The following is a 22160-nucleotide window of genomic DNA, read 5'->3' as shown; positions in this document are numbered from 1 at the left end:
AGGCTTGGAACTGCGTTCCCGTTCTGCGGCCCTTCGCTTTCGGCAAGGCGCAGCAGCAAAGGAGGACGCCGCCCTACATCCGGCGCCAAAAATCGGGGAAGAAATACCCTGCGAGGCGACATGACAAGCCGCAATTTTAATAGAATTGAAACAGAAGAATGCTCAGAAACCTGTGTCTGTCTCTCTCGAAAAGCGATGTTTCCGCACATGAGCCCGCGACCTCTGAATTTCTGGCAGTCCTGCGACAGAAACCTTCTTTCATCCGCCCGGGAGACACTGCTGGAAGTGGTCGAGCGGGACGCCGATCAACTGGTCAATCGCTTCTACGACACTTTCCTCGCCCATGAGAAAGCCTTGCCGTTTCTCAGTCATTCGGTGGTCCATGAGCGGCTGAGCCATTCCCTGCGGAAATGGCTCCTGACGCTCATGGAGATCGAGCCCGACGGCGATCTCTCCGATTTCAACGACCGGCAGAGGCGCACCGGCGAAGTGCACGCGCGCATCAGGCTGCCGATGCACCTCGTGCTCGAAGGGGCAAGCCTGATCAAGACCGATGTGTCGAAGGCCCTGCTCGCCGAGTACGGCAACCGGCAGGCAGCAACCGCCATCGTGCTGTTCAACGAGGTCATGGACTACGCCATGCTGCAGATGAGCGAGGCCTATGTCAGCGGTGCGGCGCAGCGCGCCAAGGTCGAGGAGGCCTACAGGCTGTTCACGCTCGGCCAGGATGTCGGCGTGGAGCGGGAAAGCCAGCGGGCCGCGCTGATGGAATGGAGCCAGTCGGTTATTTTCGGCCTCTTTGGCTCCGCCGGCAGCAAGCCGCGGATAGAGTCGATCTCCTCATCCGAGTTCGGCCTGTGGTTCCGGCATCGCGCGAGCATCATGTTCCAGGGCTCGCTGATGCTGAAGAACATCGAAAAAGCCATGCGGGAAATCGACGACCGGCTTCTTCCGAAGATCGAAAATCGCGACGCCGCGGACGGAGCGGAGATTGCGGCCGTGGTGGCGCGGCTCCAGTCGCTCGTGGAGGAGATCAAGTTCCTGCTGGCCGATCTCTTCCAGAGCCTCTCGGCCTCCGCCGGCGCGCGCGATGCCCTGACCAATGCCCTGAACCGCAAATTCCTTCCCTCGATCCTCGGCCGCGAGGTCTCGCTCTGTCTACAGCACGGCACGCCTTTGTCGGTGCTGATGATCGATGTCGACCATTTCAAGCAGATCAACGACCGCTGGGGCCATCCGGCCGGCGACCAGGTGCTGCGGCAGGTGGCCGAGATCATCATCGAACACACCCGCGCAGCCGACATCGTCTTCCGTTACGGCGGCGAGGAATTCCTTGTGGCACTCGTCGAGACCGATCACGACAAGGCGTTCGAGGTCGCGGAGCGGGTCAGGGCCGGCTTCATGAACACGGACCTGAACGTCGCCGACGGGACGAGCATTCGCGGAACGATCTCGATCGGCGTGGCGACGCATCGCGGCCATCCGGACTTCCAGCATCTGATCGATGCCGCCGACAAGGCTCTCTACCTGGCGAAGAACGGCGGCCGCAACCAGGTGATCGCAGCGTGAGACGGCGGTAGCTGCGGATAAGCCCGGAAGACGGCCACAAAGCGCTTTTCCCGCAGGTCCGATGGCCATAGATTGGCGCCAGCCATCTTTGAAGGAAGCCTGCCTTGACCGCGAAGACCATCGCCGCCCGTCTGCTGGACGTGATCGAAACCGACATCCTGCCGCTGACGGAAAAGGGCGTTGCCGCCGGCAACAAGGTGTTCGGCGCGGCGATCCTGAAAAAATCCGACCTTTCGCTGGTCATCGCCGAGACGAACAACGAGCTTGAAAACCCGCTCTGGCATGGTGAGGTCCATACGCTGAAGCGCTTTCATGAGAAGACTCTAAATCTTCCTTCCAAGGATTTGATTTTCCTGTCGACTCACGAGCCTTGCACGATGTGCATGTCGGCGATCACCTGGGCAGGCTTCGACAATTTCTACTCCTTCTTCACCCATGAGGATTCGCGCGACGCCTTCGCCATTCCACATGACCTGAAGATCCTGAAGGAAGTGTTCGGGCTGGAGCCCGGCGGCTATCGTCGCCAAAACGCCTTCTGGAATTCCTATTTCATCGCCGATCTGGTGGAGAGCGAGGACGAACCGCTGCGCGGCAGGCTCAAGGCGCAGACAGCGCGCATCAAAGACGCCTACCAGAGGCTTTCGGACAGCTACCAGTCCGGGAAGACCGAAAACAATATTCCGCTCGCTTGAGCGAAGGACCGCCTCATGGAACCATCGAAGGACATTTCGCGGCTGATCGAGATCATGGCGGCGCTGCGCACGCCCGTCACCGGCTGCCCCTGGGATCTGGAGCAGAATTTTACGACCATCAAGCCCTATACGATCGAGGAGGCCTATGAAGTGGCCGACGCGATCGAGCGCAACGACATGGGCGACCTCTGCGAGGAACTCGGGGACCTGCTGCTGCAGGTGGTCTTCCACGCCCGGATGGCGGAAGAAGCCGGCGACTTCTCCTTCGGCGACGTGGTCGAGGCGATCACGAAGAAGATGATCCGCCGTCATCCGCACGTCTTCGCCCAATCGGATGCCGATACGCCTGACGCGGTGAAGGTGCAGTGGGACGACATCAAGGCGGAAGAAAAGCGCGAGCGCGCCGAGCGGCGGGCCAAGCACGCCCTCGGGTCAGGCCCGAGCGTGACGGAAGACTTCAAGCACGGCTTCCTCGGCTCCGTGCATCGCAGCCAGCCGGCGCTGACCGAAGCTCTGAAGCTGCAGCAGAGAGCCGCCAAGGTGGGTTTCGACTGGTCTGAGGCCGAGCCCATCCTCGACAAGATCGAGGAGGAAATCGGCGAGTTGCGCGAGGCGCTGCGGGAAAACCAGCGGGACAAGGTGGCGGACGAGCTCGGCGACCTGATCTTCGCACTCGTCAATATCGGCCGGCACGTGAAGGCCGATCCGGAAGAGGCACTACGCGGCACGAATACGAAATTCCGGCGTCGCTTCAACCATATCGAGACGGAACTTCAGAAATCGGATGAAACGCTGGAAAGCGCCACGCTGGAGCGCATGGAAGAGCTCTGGCAAGCGGCGAAGGCGATCGAGCGGAAGCTAAGCGGTTCTCAAAGCGAATGATGGAACCCGAGCGTCACCGCTGCCAATCCTCTTTCACCGGCTTCGGGGCGTTGCCGAGCCGGCGTTCCAGATCGGCGGCCTGACGCTCGGTCAGCCGCACGTCGAGCGTGACGGAGCCATCGTCATTGTCCTTGCGGTCGTCGACGACGGCATCGCCGTAGATCCACGAGACCAGCGAAAGCCTGTCCGGCGGAATGGTGATGGTGGTTTCGGTCAGCACGCCGGAAAGGCGTCTCGCGATCTCCTCCATCAGGGCGTCGATGCCCTCGCCGGTGATCGCCGACACCGCCATGACGTTCTTGCGGCCGGCGGCCCGTTCCGCAATTGCCTCGTGCGTTTCCGGGGCGAGCCTGTCGATCTTGTTCCAGACCTCGATGATGCGCTCGGCCCCTTCCTTCTCGTCGATGCCGAGATCGGCGAGGATGCGCAGGACATCGCCCGCCTGGGCGGCGTTGTCCGGATCGGACATGTCGCGCACATGCAGGATGAGATCGGCTTCCAGCACCTCTTCCAGCGTGGCGCGGAAGGCGGCGACCAGATGGGTCGGCAGGTCTGAGATGAAGCCGACCGTATCGGACAGGATGACCGTGCGGCCATGCGGCAGCTTCATGCGGCGAAGCGTCGGGTCCAGGGTCGCGAACAGCATGTCCTCGGCCAGCACGCCGGCGCCGGTGATGCGGTTGAAGAGCGTCGACTTGCCGGCGTTTGTGTAGCCCACCAGAGCCACGATCGGATGCGGCACCTTGCGGCGCTTGGCCCGGTGAAGCTGGCGGGTGCGCACCACCTGTTCCAGCTCGCGCTCCAGCCGGACGATCCGCTCCTGCAGGAGCCGGCGGTCGGCTTCGATCTGGGTTTCGCCGGGGCCGCCCATAAAGCCCGCGCCGCCGCGCTGGCGCTCCAGGTGGGTCCAGCTTCGCACAAGGCGGCCCTTCTGGTAGTTGAGATGGGCGAGATCGACCTGCAGCGTGCCCTCCTTGGTGGAGGCGCGGCGGCCAAAGATTTCGAGGATCAGGCCCGTGCGGTCGATGACCTTGGCGTTCCATTCCTTTTCGAGATTGCGCTGCTGCACCGGGGTCAGCGGATGATCGACGATGACCAGCCCGGCGTTCTTCTCGTCGAGCAGCGCCTTGATCTCCTCGATCTTGCCGGTGCCGATGAGGGTCGCCGGGCGCGGCTGGCCGACGGGCACGATGAGGCCCTCGACCACCGTCAGGTCGATTGCCTTGGCCAGTCCGATCGCCTCGTCGAGGCGGGCCTCGCTGGACCGCTGCGGCACCGGTGCCGCGGGCGAATCACCCTGCCCGGCCCTATGTCCCCCTTGGGGCCTCGCCTGCTTGAGGACCGGCACCACCACGACCGCACGCATATCGTCCCGGAGCCTTTCGGACTCCGGAACAAGCGATTCGTTCGACGTGTCGCGCGTTGTGATTTCGTTCGTCCTTAAGCGGCGTTCTCTTCACTTTCGAACATCTGCATCGGCTGGCCCGGCATGATGGTCGAGATCGCGTGTTTATACACGAGCTGAGAGTGGCCGTCACGACGAAGAAGGACGCAGAAGTTGTCAAAAGAAGTGACAACGCCTGTGAGCTTCACCCCGTTGATCAGGAATATCGTCAGGGAAATCTTCTGCTTGCGAACGGTATTAAGAAATAAATCCTGCAGGTTCTGAGAACGTTCCGCCATAGCGCCGCTTCTTTCTTTTTTGCCGGCAAGGGCCGGGATCATGATCAAGCTGGTGAGAGACGACCGGGAAATGCCCTCGTATTCCCTTCCCCTCACGTCTGGTTATCAAATCGGCGTCTTTTCCGCAATGTCGAAAAAGGCGTCACGGATGCTTGCCGACACGGTGCCCGGATGGCCGTTGGCAACGGGCTTTCCATCGATTTCAACGATCGGGACGCAGATGCCGGTCGCCGACGTGAAAAAGACTTCGCGGGCCGCCATCATCTCCTCGACCTTGAACTCACGTTCCGCGACCTTGAGGTCGAGCTTTGCGGCGACATCCATCAGCGTCGTGCGAGTGATTCCCTTCAGGATTCCATGCTCCGCAGGACGCGTGACCAGTTCCGCCTCAGGCGTGACGATCCAGACATTGGAGGAGGCGCCTTCCATGACAATGCCGTCGCGATCGACAAAGATGGCGTCCTGGGCGCCCTGCTCTTTCGCCTGCTGCTTGGCGAGTACGTTGGGCAGAAGTCCGACGGTCTTGATGTCGACACGGTCCCAGCGGTTTTCCGGCACGGTGATGACCTTGATGCCATTGGCGTATTTCTTCGCCGCCACGGATGGATCGGTGCTTTTGGCGGTGATCGTGATGGTCGGCGGCGTATCGGGGGCCGGGAAATAATGGTCGCGGCGGGCGGCGCCGCGCGTCACCTGCAGATAAAAGATGCCATTCCTGACCCGGTTGCGGCGGAGCACCTCGCGGATCACGAGGGTCAGGGCCGCGCGACTCATCGGGGATGCCATCTTCAGTTCTCGGAGTGACCGGTCGAGGCGGTTCAGATGCCGCGACAGATCGACGATCATGCCCTGGCGCACCTCGCAGACCTCGTAGACGCCGTCCGCGAACTGGAAACCGCGGTCCTCCACATGCACGGCGGCTTCGGGATGGCGGACATATTGTCCGTTCACATAGGCAATCCTCGACATCAAATGTCCCCTGCTCTTTTCAAAATGCTGCTCAGAAATACTGGATGGAAACGCGGAAAAGCTGCTCCACGTCGCGCACGGCATCGGCGGTCGCGAAGAGCACGACCCGGTCGCGCGCCTTGATCCTGGTATCGCCATCCGGACGGATGACGGTGTCGCCGCGATAGATCGCACCGATGCGGATGCCGTCCGGCAGGTCGAGGTCGCGGAATGGCCGGCCGACCAATGGCGAGGTTTCGAGCGCCTCGGCCTCGATCACTTCCGCCGCGCCCTTCTGCACCGCATAGACGGAGCGGATCCGGCCCTTACGGACATGCTGCAGAACGCGGGAGACGGTCACCGCGCGCGGATTGATCTGCGCGTCGATGCCGACGGAATCGGTAATCTGATGGAGCGAAGTGGAATTGATCAGCACCAGGTTCGACTTGCAGCCGAGGGACTTGCTCAATACCGCGCCGAGAATATTGATCTGGTCGCTGTTGGTCAGCATCACCATCAGGTCGGTATCCTGGATATCCGCCTGCATCAGAATGTTCTGGTCGAGCGCCGAACCGTGCAGCACGATCGTGTTGCGAAGCTGTTCGGAAATCGCCACCGCCCTTTCCCGGTTGCTTTCGATGATCTTCAGCCGCGTTCTCGGCTGATGCTCCTCGATCATCTGGGCGACATAGTGCCCGATATTGCCGCCACCGGCGATGATGATGCGCCGCGCTTCCTGTTCCTCGTGGCCGAAGAGGCCGAGCGTGCGGCGGATGTGCTCGCGGCAGCAGATGACATAGGCGAGGTCGCCGACCTCCAGCTGGTCGGCGGAACGAGCGGCCGCCAGCCCGCCGTTGCGGAAAATGCCGACGACCGTTGCCATCAGATCCGGAAAGAGAGCAGAGAGTTGGTGCAACGGCGTCGCGATGACCGGGCAATCCTCCATGCACTCGATCGCCACCATGACAATCTGGTCTTCGGCGAAACGGACCACGTCGGTGGCGCCGGGAAAGGAGATACGCCGCAGCACCATCTTGCCGACCTCGACCTCCGGCGAAATCGTCACGTCGATCGACATGTTCTGTCGATTGAAAAGATCGGCATATTCCGGCTTCAGATAGTTCTGGGCACGGATACGGGCGATCTTGGTCGGTACGGAGAACAGCGCGTGCGCCACCTCGCAGGCGACGATATTGACCTCGTCATAAAGCGTCACGGCGATGATCATGTCGGCATCCTCGGCACCCGCCTTTTCCAGCGTATCCGGATGCGCTCCGTGGCCTACATAGCCCTTCACGTCGAGTGTCTCGGTGATCGCCGCAACCAGGGCTGCGGAGGTGTCGATCACGGAGACGTCGTTGTCTTCCTGTGACAGCTGTTCGGCGATGCCGTAGCCCACCTGCCCTGCGCCGCAAATGATGACTTTCATCGGTCGAGGACCTTTCCAGCGGGGACTTCCATGGATCAGACGCCAAGCGATTTGAGCTTGCGGTGAAGGGCGGAACGCTCCATGCCGACGAACTCGGCCGTACGGGAGATATTGCCTCCGAAGCGGTTGATCTGGGCGATGAGATAATCGCGTTCGAACATCTCGCGCGCTTCACGCAGCGGCAGGGTCATGATGTGGTAATCACCCTTGCCCGCCACCTTGGGCAGCATGTCGCCCAGGTCGGTTGGAAGCATATCGGCGGAGATCTGCGTGTCGGGGCCATCGGAGCGGGCGAGAATCATCAGCCGCTCGATGTTGTTGCGGAGCTGACGGATATTGCCCGGCCAGTCATGCGCCTGCAAGACGGCCATGGCATCCTCACCGATCCTGCGCGGGCGAATGCCGGCCTGTTCGGAAATCTGACGCATGAACATGTCGACCAGGAACGGGATATCCTCGCGGCGCTCGGCCAGCGCCGGGACCTTGACCGGAACCACGGCGAGACGGTGATAGAGATCCTCGCGGAACGAGCCGTCGGCAATGAGATTTTCGAGATTATACGCAGTCGACGAGATGATGCGGACGTCGACCTTGACGCGCTTCGAACCGCCGACGCGTTCGAACTGCTGGTCGACCAGCACGCGCAGGATCTTGTTCTGCGTCTCGCGCGGCATTTCGCCCACTTCATCGAGATAGAGAATGCCGCGGTGGGCCTCTTCCAGCGCGCCGATCTTGCGCTGCTGACCAGGACCGCCTTCGGTGCCGAAAAGCGCGACTTCCATCCTGTCCGGGGTGATCGTGGCAGCGTTGAGCGCCACGAACGGCCCGCCGGACCGTGCAGATCTCTTGTGGATCATGCGCGCCACGAGCTCCTTGCCTGAACCCGACGGGCCAAGGATCATGATGCGGCTGTTGGTCGGCGCCACCTTCTCGATCGTCTGGCGAAGCTGCGAGACGGCAACCGATGTCCCCACCAGTTCCGCCGCATCACCAGCCCGTTTTTTGAGTTCGGTCACCTCGCGCTTCAGCTTGGAATTTTCGAGCGCCCGCTCGGCGATCAGGATCAGTCGGTCCGCCTTGAACGGCTTCTCGATGAAGTCGAAGGCGCCGCGCTTGATCGCGGAAACCGCCGTCTCGATATTGCCGTGGCCGGAGATCATGACCACCGGCAGCTCCGGATGGCGGCTCTTGATCTCGTCTAACAATGCAAGCCCGTCGAGCTTCGATCCCTGCATCCAGATGTCCAGGAAAACGAGACGCGGCACGCGATCCGAAATCGTGGCAAGCGCGCTGTCGCTGTCATGCGCGGTGCGGGTCTCATGCCCCTCATCGGACAGAATGCCGGAAACGATTTCCCGAATATCTGCCTCATCATCCACGACCAGAATATCAGACGCCATAAGCCAATTCCTTGTTTTTGTCCGTCCCGGGAACCACTGCATTCTGTACATGCGGCAGCAGAACCCTGATCATGGCGCCCTTGCCATGATCGAAATCGGCGGGTGCGTCGTGCAATTCGAGCTGCCCGCCGTGTTCCTCAATGATCTTCTTGACGATTGCGAGCCCAAGACCCGTGCCCTTTTCGCGCATGGTCATGTAGGGTTCGAGAATGCGGTGCCGGTTCTCCTTCGGCAGGCCGCTGCCGTTGTCGATGACATCGACGACATACGCCTCGCGCGCCGCATCGAAGACGGAGCGCACCTTGACCTTGCGGCCGTCGCGCTCATCGCCGCTCGGCACCGACTCGATCGCCTCCACAGCATTCTTGATCAGATTGCCGAAAGCCTGGCCGAGCATGCGCGTATCGAACATGCCCCTGAGCGGTTCTTCGCCGAGTTCGCGGATGAATTCCACGTGGGAGGTGCCCATCTCCCTGAGGAAGATCGCGTCCCGCAGGATATCACGTAGATCCGCCTCCTCCTTGGTGGGCTTCGGCATGCGTGCGAAAGCGGAGAATTCGTCGACCATACGGCCGATATCACCGACCTGACGCACGATCGTATCGGTGCACTGATCGAAGACGGCACGATCATCCTCGGCAATCTGCTTGCCGTAGCGGCGCTTAAGGCGCTCGGCCGAAAGCTGGATAGGCGTCAGCGGATTCTTGATCTCGTGCGCGATGCGCCGCGCCACATCCGCCCAGGCGGTCGAACGCTGGGCGATGACGAGATCGGTGATGTCGTCGAGCGTGACCACGTAGGATTCATGCGCGGCGTGCTGCTCCTCGCGCGTGACCTGGACGGACAGCGTCCGCTCCTTGCCACCGCCCATCAGGTTCACCTGCTTGCGGAAGTCAGCACGAGCGCGCGTCCTGGCCTCCGTCAGCACCTGGTCAACCTCGGGCGCGACATCCTGCAGCTTCTCGCCGATCAGCTTTTCGGCGGGGGCACCGAGAACATCCTCCGCCGAAGGGTTGACGATGGTGATGCGCCGGTCCTCCTCGACCCCGATCACCGCAGCGGTGACGCCCGAAAGCACGGCCTCGATAAAGCGACGACGATCGTCGACCTCATCCTTTGCCTCGAGAATCTCGTCGCGCTGGCTGCGGATTTCCGAAATCATCTTGTTGAAGGTGCGCGACAGGTTGCCGACGTCGCCATCCGCCGCCCGCACCGGCACCACGACGTTGAGATTGCCTGCCGCGACGTTATCGGCCGCACTGATCAACAGCCGGATCGGCCGCACGATACGGTCGGCCACCGCGATCGCCGTCCAGATCGCCGCAAGCAGCACGATCAGGGCGAAGCCGAGATAAAGCACAGCGAATGCTATCTGCAGCGATGTGCGTCCCGCCTCCATCTGCTGGTATTCGGCGGTATTCTCCTCCATGAGCCGCATGGCCGAAATGACCTTCGGATCGACCGCACGGATCGTGTAGAGGAAGGAGCCCGGAATGGCATCAAGCCGGATGACGGCACCGACGAGATTGGTGATGCCCGGCGGGATCAGTGTTGGCTGGCCTGCGGCTGCGGACTTCAGTGCGTCCTCTGGGATCGCCGGCAGCGGCTTTTCCGTCTTGATATCTGCCTGGACGATCGCCTGGCCGTCCTCCTGCACCAGAAAGGCGCCGAGCATGCCGCGACCACGCGCCTGACGCGTCATCAGCTCGACGAACCCGGTGCGATCGAGATAGAACATCGCGCGATTGCGTTCGAGGTCATTCGACATCGACACCGTCTGGCCCTGAAGATAGCTGGCATTCTCGAGCATGTAGGCGCGGGCGACATCCTGCGAGGACTGCACGATCGACTGGGTGCGTAGCGAGAACCAGCGGTCGAGGCCGACATTCAGCGTCAAACTGGCAAAGATCGCCACGAGCACGGCCGGCGTGATCGCCACGATCGAGAAGAGAACCACGATGCGGACATGCAGGCGGGCGGCGGCGCGTCCGCGATTGCGCGCCTTCAGCAGCCGCGCGACCTCACGGCCGATCAGGTACATCAAGCCCAGGATGAAAAGCGAATTGACGACGGCTGAGGCGATGACGACATTGGTGGTCGGCGCAATCGGCGTCAGGCCCAGAAGCACGAAAAGCGTCAGCGTCGCACAGATCAGCGCGCCGCTCGCCAGCAGGAGACCGGGAAGCGCAAACGACGCACGCCGGTCCTGTGCCGAGGCTGCCAGTTCGATCCCTGGCGGATCGCTATCGGCCTCGGGCGCTTTCACGCCATCCGTCATCGAATCCACTCCAATCCTCGCGGGTCGATCGCTTCGGCCCGGTCAGACCGGGTGAAGCACTAATAACTTCCTGGAAAACGCCCGATTCATCTTCTCAACGGCCGCCACTCCGTCGAGGATTTACCAAGTCCTGCGTGACCTTTAAGCAACGCTTTGTGGCGAAAATGCAACGATGGACCACGGGTGTCAAGAAGCCGGGAACAAGGTTTGTCCGTCATTCGCCTGCCGGCGCTTTTCCCGTTCAGACGAGAGAACGACGCAAACTGCGAACTCCCGGTCCCCTCTCCCACATGCGGCGAGAGGGCCAGGGCAGAGACAAACTCCAAGTGTCAGGCGCTGCGGGAACTGCGATAAACGGACACGCCGAGTTCGCGGATCTTCTTGCGCAGCGTGTTGCGGTTGAGGCCGAGCAGGTCCGCCGCCTTGATCTGATTGCCGCGGGTGGCGGTAAGCGCCGCGAGAATCAGCGGATATTCCATCTCTGTCAGGACGCGGTCATAGAGACCGGGCGGGGGCAGGCCGTCGCCGAAGCTTGCGAAATAGGATCGCATGTTCTCTTCCACGGCCTGCGCGATGGTGAGCGAGCCGGTGCGGGCGCCCATTTTGTCGATCGGGCTGTCCGGCATGTCCGAGCGCAATTCCGCCTCGATAATCTCGCGAGTGATGACGTCCTGCGGATAAAGCGCCATCAGGCGGCGCACCAGGTTTTCCAACTCGCGCACGTTGCCCGGCCAGGCATAGGCCTTCATGAGGTCCAGCGCCTCGTTGTCGAAGCGCTTGGCGTCCAGCCCCTCCTTCTCGGCCATCTGCATGAAGTGGCGGACGAGGTCCGGAATATCCTCGGCGCGGTCGCGCAGCGGCGGCAGGCGCAGCGGCACGACGTTCAGGCGATAGTAGAGGTCCTCGCGGAACAGACCCTGGTTGATGAGGTGCTTCAGATCCTTGTTGGTCGCCGCGACGATACGGACATCGGTACGGATCGGGGTGCGGCCACCGACGGTGGTGTATTCGCCCTGCTGCAGGACACGCAGCAGACGCGTCTGTGCGTCCATCGGCATGTCGCCGATCTCGTCGAGAAACAGCGTGCCGCCCTCGGCCTGTTCGAAACGGCCGGTCGAGCGGTTCTGCGCACCAGTGAAAGCACCCTTCTCATGGCCGAAAAGCTCCGACTCGATCAGGTCGCGCGGGATGGCGGCCATGTTGATCGCCACGAACGGCCCGTTGCGGCGCTTGCCGTAATCGTGCAGCGCCCGGGCGACGAGCTCCTTGCCGGTGCCGGATTCGCCGGTGATCATCAGCGTCAGATCCGTCTGCATGAGGCGGGCGAGCACGCGATAGATTTCCTGCATGGCGGCGGAACGGCCGACGAGCGGCATGCCGTCCTGCATGTCATCGTCGAGACGGGCAGGCTTGCGCTTCGGTTCGGCGAGCGCACGGCCGATGATGGCGATCAACTCCGTCAGGTCGAAAGGCTTCGGCAGGTAATCGTAGGCGCCTTTCTCCGAAGCCTTGATGGCCGTCATGAAGGTGTTCTGGGCGCTCATGACGAGAACCGGCAGCTCCGGCCGCGCCTTCTTGATGCGCGGCAAAAGGTCGAAGGCGTTCTCGTCCGGCATCACGACGTCGGTGACGACCAGGTCCCCCTCGCCGGCCGAAATCCAGCGCCAGAGGGTCGCGGCGTTGGAGGTGATGCGTACTTCGTAACCCGCCCTGGTCAAAGCCTGGTTCAGCACGGTGCGGATCGCCGCGTCGTCGTCCGCGACAAGGATCGTGGCAGTCATTGTTCACTTCCTGTGGAGTTCAAAGCGCGGCCGTCGCCGGCCTCTTCCTTATGCATGGGCATCAGAACCCGGAACGTGGTGCGGCGCGCCTGGCTGTCGCATTCGACAATGCCGCCATGCGCGCCGATGATCTTGGCGACCAGGGCAAGACCGAGGCCGGAACCGTTCGTCTTGGTGGTGATGAAGGGATCGAAAAGATGCGGCAGCAGATCCGGCGGCACGCCAGGGCCATTGTCGATCACGCAGAATTCGAGTGGCAGGGAAATCTTCTCCCGCGTTCCCGCGACGGACAGCCGGATGCCGGGGCGATAGGCCGTCGTCAGCATGATCTCGCCGTCCGGCTGGTCGCCGATCGCTTCCGCCGCATTCTTGATGAGGTTCAGGAAGACCTGCACGAGCTGGTCGCGGTTGGCATAGACCGGCGGCAGCGACGGATCATACAATTCGGTGATCTTGATTTCCCGCGCGAAACCGGCCTTGGCCACCGCCTTCACGTGGTCGAGGACCGAATGGATGTTGAGCGGCACCCGATCCACCGGACGTTCGTCGGAAAAGACCTCCATACGGTCGACCAGCGAGACGATGCGGTCGGTCTCGTCGCAGATCAACCGGGTCAGCGCGCGGTCCTCGTCCTGCACGGACGTTTCCAGGAGCTGGGCGGCACCGCGGATGCCGGAAAGCGGGTTCTTGATCTCATGCGCCAGCATGGAGGCAAGCCCCGTCACGGACCGGGCCGCGGCGCGATGGGTGAGCTGGCGGTCGATCTTGTCGGCCATGGACCGCTCCTGAAAGACGATCACCACCGAGCCCGGCTCGCTCACCACGGGTGCGACATAAAGATCGACCAGCTTGTCCTGGCCGAGGCGCGGCGAAGAGAGGTCGACGCGATACTCGTTGACCGGCGCCTTTCGCTCGCGGACCTGGTCGATCAGCGCCAGCAGCGGGCTGCCGAAGGGAATGAAGGTGGAAATCCTGTTCTTCGCGAGATGGGCGGCGCTGGAACCGAAAAAGGCTTCCGCCTCCCAGTTGGCGAAGGCGATCCGGCCGGCCGCGTCGACCAGGATCACCGGATTCTGTACCGAGTTCAGGACAGCCATGGCGAGCGCATTGCCGCTCGCGGCATTCTGTCCACCGTTCGGCCCTGGCGACTTCGTCATGCGGCCTCCTTGCGTGCCACAAAGGCTTCGCGAGAGAGCGCGGCAATCATCCGGCGCGAGACATCGGCCGGGTCTTTCGAGATCATGATGGCAGCCTTTTCTTCCACGGGCAGGGCCGACGCAAAACGGTCGAGATACCAGCCGAGATGTTTGCGGGCATGACGCAGCCCTGCCTCGCGGCCGTAAAGCGCCAGCATCGCCTCGTAATGCTCGATGACGAGGCCGGCCACCTCGTCCTGCGGCGGCGCCGCATGGCCGGCGAGCCAGCCTACATGCCAGGGCCGCCCCTGCGCGCCACGGCCGACCATAACAGCATCTGCGCCAGAACGCTTCAGGATATCGGCGGCATCTTCCGGCGATTCGACGTCGCCATTGGCGACTAGCGGAATGGAAACGGCATCGCGCACGAGCCGGATCGCATCCCAATCCGCCCGGCCCTCATAAAACTGCATGCGGGTGCGGCCGTGGATCGTCACGAGCCGGATACCCGCGTCCTCGGCACGGCGGGCGATCTCCGGCGCGTTGATGGAATTTTCGTCCCAGCCGAGCCGCATCTTCAACGTCACCGGCACTTTGACGGAATTGACGGTCGCCTCGACCAGCGACAGGGCGTGATCGGGATCGCGCATCAGCGCCGAGCCGGAATAACCGCCCGTCACCTTCTTTGCCGGACAGCCCATGTTGATGTCGATGATGTCGGCGCCGTTATCGGCCGCGATTTTCGCCGCTTCCGCCATCCAGTGCGCCTCGCGGCCGGCAAGCTGAACCATATGCGGCGAAATGCCCGTCCCCTTCAGCCGCGCCCAGGATTCGCCGCGGTTCATGACGAGCTCGCGGCTTGCCACCATTTCGGTCACGACGAGCCCGGCGCCGAAACGCCAGGCAAGCTGCCTGAACGGGAGGTCTGTCACGCCGGACATCGGCGCCAGGGCGACGCGATTGCGAATGGCGACAGGCCCGATCTGGAAAGGCTTGGCAAGATCCTGGAAACGCAAATGATGATCTTTCGGGCACATGATAGTTTTGCACTATTTTTATTCAGTTCCTGAGCGTTTGCCAAGAGCAATTCCGGAACTGCGTTATTTTTGGGCGGGCTGCTGGAAATGGAGCTTTTGAGTCTATAGTTCTCCCGCTGTCAATCCTTGAGGAAACGCAAACGGGTTACGGTCGATGGACGACAGGACCATGACAATCGGTATCGTCATCGTCGCCGCGGGCCGCGGCGAGCGGGCCGGCTCGCTTGAGGACGGCCCCAAGCAATACCGGCGAATCGGCGGGCGGCCGGTCATCACCCATACGCTGGAACGGTTCCTCACCTGGCCCCGCAGCGGTCCGATCGTGGTCGTCATCCATCGGGACGACGAGGCTCTGTTTGCCGAAGCATGCAGCAAGCTTCCGGGAGCAGAACGGGTCATCACCACATTCGGCGGCGAGACGCGACAGCGCTCCGTCTATGAAGGCCTCCGGGCATTATCCGGCACCGATTCGACACACGTGATGATCCACGACGCGGCGCGGCCCTTCGTGGACCGGGGCGTCCTCGACCGCGTGGCGCAAGCGCTCGACGAGGGGCAGGAAGGCGTGCTGCCGGCAATCCCCGTCACCGACACGCTGAAGCGCGGCGGTTCCGACGGGCTGGTGCACGAAACCGTACCGCGCGCCGGGCTCTACGCCGCCCAGACACCCCAGAGCTTCCACCTTTCCGCAATCCGTATTGCGCATGAGAAAGCGGCGGCACTTCGCCGCGAGGATTTCACCGACGATGCCTCGATCGCCGAATGGGCCGGCCTGACTGTCTCGCTGGTCGAAGGCTCGGTCGACAACATCAAGCTCACCGTGAAGCGGGATATCGACATGGCCGACGAAAAGCTCTCGCAGAGCACCCTTCCCGCCAACATCCTTCCCGATGTGCGCACCGGCAACGGTTACGACGTGCATCAGCTGGAACCCGGCGACGGGGTGACGCTCTGCGGCGTCTTCATTCCCCATGACCAGAAGCTCAGCGGCCACTCGGATGCGGATGTCGCCCTGCATGCGCTGACCGACGCGCTGCTCGCCACCTGCGGCGCCGGCGATATCGGCGACCATTTCCCACCGTCGGACATGCAGTGGCGCGGCGCGCCATCAAAGATCTTCCTGAACCATGCGGCAAAAATCGTTCGCGAACGCGGCGGCACGATCATGAATGCCGACATCTCGCTGATCGCCGAAGCGCCGAAGATCGCCCCGCATCGGCAGAAGATGCGCGAGACCCTGGCGGAAATCCTCGGCATTTCCGTCGACCGCTGCTCGGTGAAGGCCACAACCAACGAGAAGATCGGGTTCATCGGCCGTCGCGAGGGCATCGCGGCAATTGCCACCGCCACCGTCGTCTATCGCGGGGAAACCGCATGAGCCTCTTTCCCGGCGATATCGAAGAGCAGGCGCGCGAGATCATTGTCGACTTCACCGCTCGAGGCCTGATGGTCGCGACCGCAGAATCCTGCACGGGAGGGCTGATCGCAGGCGCCCTGACGGAGATTTCCGGTTCGTCCGCCGTCGTCGATCGTGGTTTCGTGACCTATACGAACGAGGCGAAGGCGGACATGCTCGGCGTCACGCAGGCCACATTGCTCGCCTATGGTGCTGTTTCGAAGGAAACGGCGCTGCAGATGGTGCATGGGGCGCTGTTCCGCTCGCGCGCTTCTGTCGCCGTTGCGGTGACGGGAATTGCCGGGCCAAGCGGCGGGACACCGGAAAAGCCGGTAGGCCTCGTGCATCTCGCAGCCCAAAGCCGATCGGGAACGATCCTGCACCGGGAAATGCGTTACGGCGATATTGGCCGGACCGAAATCAGACTCGCGACTGTCAGAACGGCGTTGGAGATGCTGGCCGAGGCCGCCTTCGGCATGAAAAAGGGTCAGGCGTAGACTTTGTCGGCCCTTGCCTCAAAGGCTTCGGCGAACATACGGAAGGCGCGGTCGAACATCGAGCCCATCAGTGCGCCTAAAATCATGCTCTTGAATTCGTAGTCGATGAAGAAATGCACGATGCATGCATCCGGCGAACCGTCCGCGGTTGGCTCGAAACGCCAGCGGTTTTCCAGATACTTGAACGGCCCTTCGATATATTTCACGTCGATGGCGCGCTCGGGCGGATTGAGCAGGACCTGAGTGGTGAAAGTCTCGCGGATCGCCTTGTAGCCCACCGTCATATCGGCAACGAGCAAGATCTTGCCATCACGCTCCTTGCTGGAGCGGATGGCCAGCGCCTCGCAAAGCGGCAGGAATTGCGGATATTTCTCGATATCGGCAACGAGCGTGTACATTTCATCGGCGCTGTGCTTGACGGGACGGCGGATTTCGAACTTGGGCATGGAACGCAGTTAAGCGCGAGCCCCGACAAGATCAAGAAGTTCCCGCATTTCCCGACGCGATTTCAACATCACGACCGGCTTTTCGCCGGCATGTTCGGCCAGCCCGGCCAGAACGCGCTGCGCAAACTTTTGCTCCCAGGTCCACACGAACCGGAAAAATTCCCAATCCACCTTTTCCGGGCAGCCGGGCGCCATGTCCGGCCGCGTGCGGCCCCAATGTTTCGCCGCGCGGCTGAGGATACCCCAGACGCAGACGAGGCGCGGCATGCGCACCCAGATGACGATATCGCTGCGCGGCACGCGGATATCGAAGGTGGAGGAATTGGTGCCATCCATGACCCAGCGATCCTGAAGGATCAGCTTCTCGATGATCCGGCGCTGCTCGCCCCTTTCTCGCTGCACCCAGCCGGGCAGCCACAGGATGTCGCGATCAATCGAGATATAGACCAGGCCGAAACGGCGGGCGATCTTCTGGGAGAGCGTCGATTTTCCGCCGCCGGAACAACCGACAACCAGGATGCGATCCGCATGCCGGACCTTGTCGGCGGCCTCTGCAATCCCCACGTAGCGGATCACATTCGAGCCCGATTTCATGTCCATGATAAGCTCCCCCCGAGAATCAGGCCCGACCCCACAGAACGCGGCATTAGCAGCCGACGATGACAAGAGGATTTCAATATCGCGCAGAGAATATTATAGAAGTCCGCCGAATAGGTCGCGGTAGTCTGGTCAGGCAGCCGATCCGACAATCGCCGGGCATTATTCGGATTAAGAAAATTTAATCTAGGATTCATCCGGTTGTAATGTTCCGCTGTAGCGAACACGTACAATGGAATATTCAATCAGCAGAAGACCGGACGCACCCGAAAGAGAAGCATCCATGGACGATTTCTCACAGATGATAAAGCTGCTCGAATCCGCAAAGCAGCTCGCCGACATGAACCAGCTTCCAATGCTCGTCTATCTGATTGAAATGGCAAAGGCCGAAGCGCGAGGTCACCGATTCATCCTGCGCGACCGCAGGCGCGGTCACGACAAGCACGAAAAGGTCGAGGCGGCCGAATAAAGAGCAGGAAACGTGACTGCCGCTTATTCGGCGGCAGCCAGCAGCTTCTTCTCACGTGCAGCCCTGAGGCGGGCGAAATCGTCTCCCGCATGATGCGAGGACCGGGTCAGCGGGCTCGAAGACACCATCAGGAAACCCTTGGTATAGGCAACCGTCTCGTAGGACTTGAATTCCTCGGGGGTGACGAACTTCTCGACCTTGTGGTGCTTGCGGGTTGGCTGCAGGTACTGGCCGATCGTCAGGAAATCGACGTCCGCCGTGCGCAGGTCGTCCATGAGCTGCAGTACCCCGTTACGCTCCTCGCCCAACCCCACCATGATGCCCGACTTGGTGAACATGGTCGGGTCCAGTTCCTTCACCCGCTGCAGCAGGCGGACGGAGTGGAAGTAGCGCGCACCCGGGCGAACCGTCAAGTAATTGCCGGGCACTGTCTCCAGGTTATGGTTGAAGACGTCCGGCTTGGCGGCGACGACGCGCTCCAGCGCACCGGGCTTCTTCAGAAAGTCAGGAGTCAGGATCTCGATGGTCGTCATCGGAGACGCGGCGCGGATCGCAAAGATCACCTTCTCGAAATGTTCGGCACCGCCATCGTCCAGGTCGTCACGATCGACCGAGGTGATGACGACGTGGGACAGGCCCATCTGCCGGACGGCCTTGGCGACGTTTTCCGGCTCATCCATGTCGAGCGCGTTCGGCCTGCCGGTCGCGACGTTGCAGAAGGCGCAGGCGCGGGTACAGATCTCGCCCATGATCATGAAGGTGGCGTGCTTCTTGTCCCAGCACTCGCCGATATTGGGGCAGCCCGCTTCCTCGCAGACCGTCACCAGCTTGTTTTCCTTCACGATCGAGCGGGTTTCCGCATACCCTTTCGAAACCGGCGCACGCACACGAATCCAGTCGGGCTTGCGCAGCACTTCCGTATCGGGCCGATGGGCCTTCTCCGGATGGCGAACGCGCTTTTCTTCGCTGGACCCGATCGTATCGAGAATGGTGACCATAAAAACCTGCTTTCAACCGCGTGCTTTTTCAGCGCCTGACGAGTTTGGCAACGAATAGCAAAATGCAGGCACCCACGAAACCCTGCACCAGGTAACCCAGCCATCCGCCAGCGACATGGATGTTGGCGCTCTGGAAGACGGCATTGGCGATCATCGCGCCGACGATTCCGATGATGATGTTCATCAAGACGCCGAAGCGGAGGTCCATCAAAATGCCGGCAAGCCAGCCCGCCAAGCCACCGATGATGATCGCCGCAATCCAACCCACACCCATATGAATAACCCCGTCCTAAAAAGATGTTCCAGAGATATGGGCGGTTGCCCGCCCTTTCGCAATGCCGGGAACGTCAGGCATTCAGCGCCCGGCCATAGGCGTCGAGTACGCTTTCCTTCATCGTTTCCGAAATGGTGGGATGCGGGAAAATCGTGTGCATCAATTCCTCTTCCGTCGTCTCCAGGTTCATGGCGACGACGAAGCCCTGGATGAGTTCGGTCACTTCCGCGCCGACCATATGGGCACCGAGAAGCTCGCCGGTCTTCCTGTCGAAGATCGTCTTGACGAGACCCTGGTCCTCGCCGAGCGCGATCGCCTTGCCGTTCGCCACGAAGGGGAAGCGGCCGACGCGAATGTCGCGGCCTTCAGCCTTCGCCTTTGCTTCGGTCAAACCGACCGAGGCGACCTGCGGGTGGCAATAGGTGCAGCCGGGGATCTTCAACTTGTCCATCGGGTGGACGTTCGGGAGGCCGGCGATCTTCTCGACGCAGATGACACCCTCATGCTCGGCCTTGTGGGCAAGCAGCGGCGGACCAGCGACATCGCCGATGGCATAGATGCCCGGCACGTTGGTCTTGCCGTAGCCGTCGATGACGATGAAGCCGCGGTCGGTCTTCACGCCGACGGCCTCAAGGCCGATGCCTTCGATATTGGCCTGGACGCCGACGGCCGAGATCATCCGATCTGCTGTGATCTCCTGCGTCTTGCCGTCCTTGAGCTCGATCGTCGCGGTGACCGAGTTGGCGCCCTTCGCGACCTTGGCGACCTTGGCTTCTAGCAGGATCTTCATGCCCTGGCGCTCGAACTGTTTCTTCGCAAGGGCAGAAATCTCCGCATCTTCCACCGGCATGACCTGGCTCATGATCTCGACGACGGTGACATCGACGCCGAGCGTGCGGTAGAAGCTGGCGAATTCGATGCCGATCGCGCCCGAACCCATGACCAGCAGCGATTTCGGCATTTCCTCCGGCTTCATCGCCTCGAAATAGGTCCAGATCAGCTTGCCGTCCGGCTCGATGCCGGGAAGCGCGCGCGGGCGGGCGCCGGTCGCGACGATGATATGCTTGGCGGTATAGGTGCCTTCACCGAGCGTGTTCTTCGGAATCGGGCCGATCGGCTCGACCGGTTTCTTGGCGGTCTTGGAGACGACGACCTCACCGGGCTTGGTGATCTTGGCCTCGCCCCAGATGATATCGACCTTGTTCTTCTTGAAGAGGAAGCCGACGCCATTGTTCATGCGGTGCGCGATGCCGCGCGAGCGGGCGACGATCGCCTTCAGGTCGGCCGTTACCGAGCCCTCGATCTTGACGCCGTAATCGCCCGGATGCTTGGCATATTCGAAGACCTCGGCCGAACGCAGCAGCGCCTTGGTCGGGATGCAGCCCCAATTGGAGCAGATGCCGGCCAGATGCTCGCGCTCCGCGACCGCGACCTTCATGCCAAGCTGTGCGGCGCGGATGGCGGCAATATATCCGCCCGGACCGGATCCGATGATGATGACGTCGTAAGCATTGGCCATAGGCGCTTCACTCCTTGTCTAGCTGGCAAAGGCTGCTGCCGCAGCCCTGCCCTTATTCTTCCGGGAGTGAAGCTTCGCCCCTAGTCACCGAGTTTTTCGGCTGCCGGTTCGGCCCGCGTCAGCATCCCGTATATTTCATCCTTCAAGGCGAGGCGCCGCTTTCGCATTTCCTCCATGCGGATGTCGTCGCATGGCTCGATATTCGTCTCGGCCTTGTGGATCTGATGGTTCACATCCTCGTATTCACTGCATATCCGGTGAAAATGTCCGTCCCTCTCGCGCAGATGGCGCATCTGGACGGCATATTCCGGAAATTCTTCGGCGAGATGGTGTGGCGTGTTCGACATTTCCCTGACCTCCGTTGGACAATCCGGGAAATGCTAGAACCATTCCATTCCGCTACTCCTTGACCCCGATCAATCCCTCGTTTCCGTCAGAGCCCCAGCATCATCCGGACGATGGGCTCCAGCCCTCGCCCGATGGCACGCGTATTTCCCGCATCGAGATGAATGCCGTCGATGGGCGTCGTTTTCGCAACCGAGCCCGCGTCGAAGAAACCGCAGCCCAATTCATCGGCGAGATCACGGTAAAGCGAAGCAAGCATTGCCGACTCCTCGATGCTCCCCCTGTAGAGAGCACCGGTCAGCGGATTGGCCGTTTCGCAAAGGCCAGGTGGCGATACGATCAGTATTTCCGGCGGTTCGCATTCCCGCGTCCAATCATGGAAGCGAACGAGGCTGATGAGCTTCCTTATCCCTTGTCGGGCGCCGATCGCCGTCCCGTGGATCATCGGCTTCATGTCGTTGGTGCCGAGCATGATGATCACCAGGTCCAACGGACCGTGGGTGTGCAGGATCGTCGGCAACAGGCGTGCGCCGTTGCGGTCGCAATCCCCAAGCCCGTCGTCATAAGCGGTGGTGCGGCCACCGAGCCCCTCGGCCACGACGTTCACAGACGGGCCAAGGGCGGCCGCAAGCACGCTTGGCCAGCGATCCTCAAAGGCATGGCGGCCGCCGGTTTCGGCGTCCGTGCCCCAGGTCAGAGAATCGCCATAGCAGAGAACGGTTTTCATCGACGCACTCCTGGTTTCCCCCTCACGCGGACACCCTCCCCGCGAGGGGGAGGAAAG

The 22160-nt window shown here is 61.8% G+C and carries 22 protein-coding genes; 6 read left to right on the top strand and 16 right to left on the bottom strand.

Features of this window, described 5'->3' with window-relative positions:
- Positions 1–207 precede the first annotated feature (207 nt).
- From J2046_RS20900 to mazG, 3 genes are all read left to right on the top strand, one after another.
- On the top strand, positions 208–1569 hold the full coding sequence (locus tag J2046_RS20900; protein WP_210055208.1) for a GGDEF domain-containing protein: 1362 nt from the start codon (positions 208–210) through the stop codon (positions 1567–1569).
- Between the two features lie 104 nt (positions 1570–1673).
- Positions 1674–2261 (top strand): deaminase, encoded by a 588-nt coding sequence (locus J2046_RS20895; RefSeq protein WP_210055206.1) that lies wholly within the window; start codon positions 1674–1676, stop codon positions 2259–2261.
- Between the two features lie 15 nt (positions 2262–2276).
- Positions 2277–3143 (top strand): nucleoside triphosphate pyrophosphohydrolase, encoded by an 867-nt coding sequence (mazG, locus tag J2046_RS20890; RefSeq protein ID WP_210055203.1) that lies wholly within the window; start codon positions 2277–2279, stop codon positions 3141–3143.
- Between the two features lie 13 nt (positions 3144–3156).
- On the opposite strand, the gene hflX is transcribed toward mazG, so the two are convergent.
- The 9 genes from hflX to dusB form a co-directional block, all read right to left on the bottom strand.
- Positions 3157–4509, bottom strand: a complete 1353-nt coding sequence (gene hflX / locus J2046_RS20885) for a GTPase HflX (protein WP_233470181.1) — start codon at positions 4507–4509, stop codon at positions 3157–3159.
- A gap of 74 nt (positions 4510–4583) precedes the next feature.
- Positions 4584–4826 (bottom strand): RNA chaperone Hfq, encoded by a 243-nt coding sequence (gene hfq / locus J2046_RS20880; RefSeq protein ID WP_037155370.1) that lies wholly within the window; start codon positions 4824–4826, stop codon positions 4584–4586.
- A gap of 105 nt (positions 4827–4931) precedes the next feature.
- Positions 4932–5795 carry a D-amino-acid transaminase gene (locus tag J2046_RS20875; protein WP_210055201.1) on the bottom strand — a complete coding sequence of 288 codons (864 nt, stop codon included), beginning with the start codon at positions 5793–5795 and terminating at the stop codon, positions 4932–4934.
- Between the two features lie 31 nt (positions 5796–5826).
- Positions 5827–7203: a Trk system potassium transporter TrkA gene (gene trkA / locus J2046_RS20870; protein ID WP_210055199.1), complete on the bottom strand. Its 1377-nt coding sequence runs from the start codon at positions 7201–7203 to the stop codon at positions 5827–5829.
- A 35-nt stretch (positions 7204–7238) separates the two neighbouring features.
- Positions 7239–8603 carry a nitrogen assimilation response regulator NtrX gene (gene ntrX, locus J2046_RS20865; protein WP_037155107.1) on the bottom strand — a complete coding sequence of 455 codons (1365 nt, stop codon included), beginning with the start codon at positions 8601–8603 and terminating at the stop codon, positions 7239–7241.
- Entirely contained in the window at positions 8593–10881 is a 2289-nt protein-coding gene (locus J2046_RS20860) for a sensor histidine kinase NtrY-like (RefSeq protein WP_210055197.1), read from the bottom strand. The genes ntrX and J2046_RS20860 overlap by 11 nt, the downstream gene beginning before the upstream one ends.
- A 329-nt stretch (positions 10882–11210) precedes the next feature.
- Positions 11211–12662 (bottom strand): nitrogen regulation protein NR(I), encoded by a 1452-nt coding sequence (gene ntrC / locus J2046_RS20855; protein WP_210055195.1) that lies wholly within the window; start codon positions 12660–12662, stop codon positions 11211–11213.
- The gene (locus tag J2046_RS20850) at positions 12659–13819 is read right to left on the bottom strand and encodes a two-component system sensor histidine kinase NtrB (RefSeq protein WP_210055193.1); all 1161 of its coding nucleotides are present in this window, start codon (positions 13817–13819) and stop codon (positions 12659–12661) included. Before J2046_RS20850 ends, ntrC begins: the two co-directional genes overlap by 4 nt.
- Complete coding sequence (gene dusB, locus J2046_RS20845; RefSeq protein ID WP_210055191.1) at positions 13816–14835, bottom strand: tRNA dihydrouridine synthase DusB; 1020 nt, start codon at positions 14833–14835, stop codon at positions 13816–13818. Before dusB ends, J2046_RS20850 begins: the two co-directional genes overlap by 4 nt.
- 154 nt (positions 14836–14989) lie before the next feature.
- Between dusB and J2046_RS20840 the strand changes: the two genes are divergently transcribed.
- Together J2046_RS20840 and J2046_RS20835 are read left to right on the top strand one after the other, a co-directional pair.
- Positions 14990–16213, top strand: coding sequence for a bifunctional 2-C-methyl-D-erythritol 4-phosphate cytidylyltransferase/2-C-methyl-D-erythritol 2,4-cyclodiphosphate synthase (locus tag J2046_RS20840; RefSeq protein WP_233470180.1), 1224 nt, complete (start codon positions 14990–14992; stop codon positions 16211–16213).
- Entirely contained in the window at positions 16210–16728 is a 519-nt protein-coding gene (locus J2046_RS20835; RefSeq protein ID WP_210055189.1) for a CinA family protein, read from the top strand. The genes J2046_RS20840 and J2046_RS20835 overlap by 4 nt, the downstream gene beginning before the upstream one ends.
- Here the strand turns inward: J2046_RS20835 and J2046_RS20830 are convergent.
- A complete protein-coding gene (locus J2046_RS20830; protein WP_210055187.1) occupies positions 16719–17174 on the bottom strand; it encodes a type II toxin-antitoxin system RatA family toxin in 456 nt (151 codons plus the stop codon). The genes J2046_RS20835 and J2046_RS20830 overlap by 10 nt on opposite strands.
- A gap of 9 nt (positions 17175–17183) precedes the next feature.
- Positions 17184–17768: a P-loop NTPase family protein gene (locus tag J2046_RS20825; protein WP_233470195.1), complete on the bottom strand. Its 585-nt coding sequence runs from the start codon at positions 17766–17768 to the stop codon at positions 17184–17186.
- Between the two features lie 286 nt (positions 17769–18054).
- Here J2046_RS20825 and J2046_RS20820 point away from each other — a divergent pair, with 286 nt between their 5' ends.
- A complete protein-coding gene (locus tag J2046_RS20820) occupies positions 18055–18240 on the top strand; it encodes a hypothetical protein (RefSeq protein ID WP_037155363.1) in 186 nt (61 codons plus the stop codon).
- Positions 18241–18263: 23 nt separating this feature from the next.
- Here J2046_RS20820 and lipA read toward each other — a convergent pair whose 3' ends face one another.
- The 5 genes from lipA to J2046_RS20795 all read right to left on the bottom strand — a co-directional run bounded on the left by lipA (position 18264) and on the right by J2046_RS20795 (position 22103).
- Entirely contained in the window at positions 18264–19238 is a 975-nt protein-coding gene (gene lipA / locus J2046_RS20815) for a lipoyl synthase (RefSeq protein WP_210055183.1), read from the bottom strand.
- 28 nt (positions 19239–19266) lie between these two features.
- Positions 19267–19512, bottom strand: coding sequence for a GlsB/YeaQ/YmgE family stress response membrane protein (locus J2046_RS20810; protein WP_210055181.1), 246 nt, complete (start codon positions 19510–19512; stop codon positions 19267–19269).
- A gap of 73 nt (positions 19513–19585) precedes the next feature.
- Positions 19586–21031: a dihydrolipoyl dehydrogenase gene (gene lpdA / locus J2046_RS20805; protein ID WP_210055180.1), complete on the bottom strand. Its 1446-nt coding sequence runs from the start codon at positions 21029–21031 to the stop codon at positions 19586–19588.
- Positions 21032–21111: 80 nt separating this feature from the next.
- Positions 21112–21378: a YdcH family protein gene (locus tag J2046_RS20800; RefSeq protein WP_210055178.1), complete on the bottom strand. Its 267-nt coding sequence runs from the start codon at positions 21376–21378 to the stop codon at positions 21112–21114.
- Positions 21379–21464: 86 nt separating this feature from the next.
- The gene (locus J2046_RS20795) at positions 21465–22103 is read right to left on the bottom strand and encodes an SGNH/GDSL hydrolase family protein (protein WP_210055176.1); all 639 of its coding nucleotides are present in this window, start codon (positions 22101–22103) and stop codon (positions 21465–21467) included.
- Positions 22104–22160 lie beyond the last annotated feature (57 nt).

This window comes from Neorhizobium petrolearium (assembly GCF_017873175.1).
GTDB classification, from domain to species: Bacteria; Pseudomonadota; Alphaproteobacteria; order Rhizobiales; family Rhizobiaceae; genus Neorhizobium; species Neorhizobium petrolearium.
Note: the sequence above shows the minus strand (reverse complement) of the source record. Positions and strands in the feature narration are given on the sequence as shown.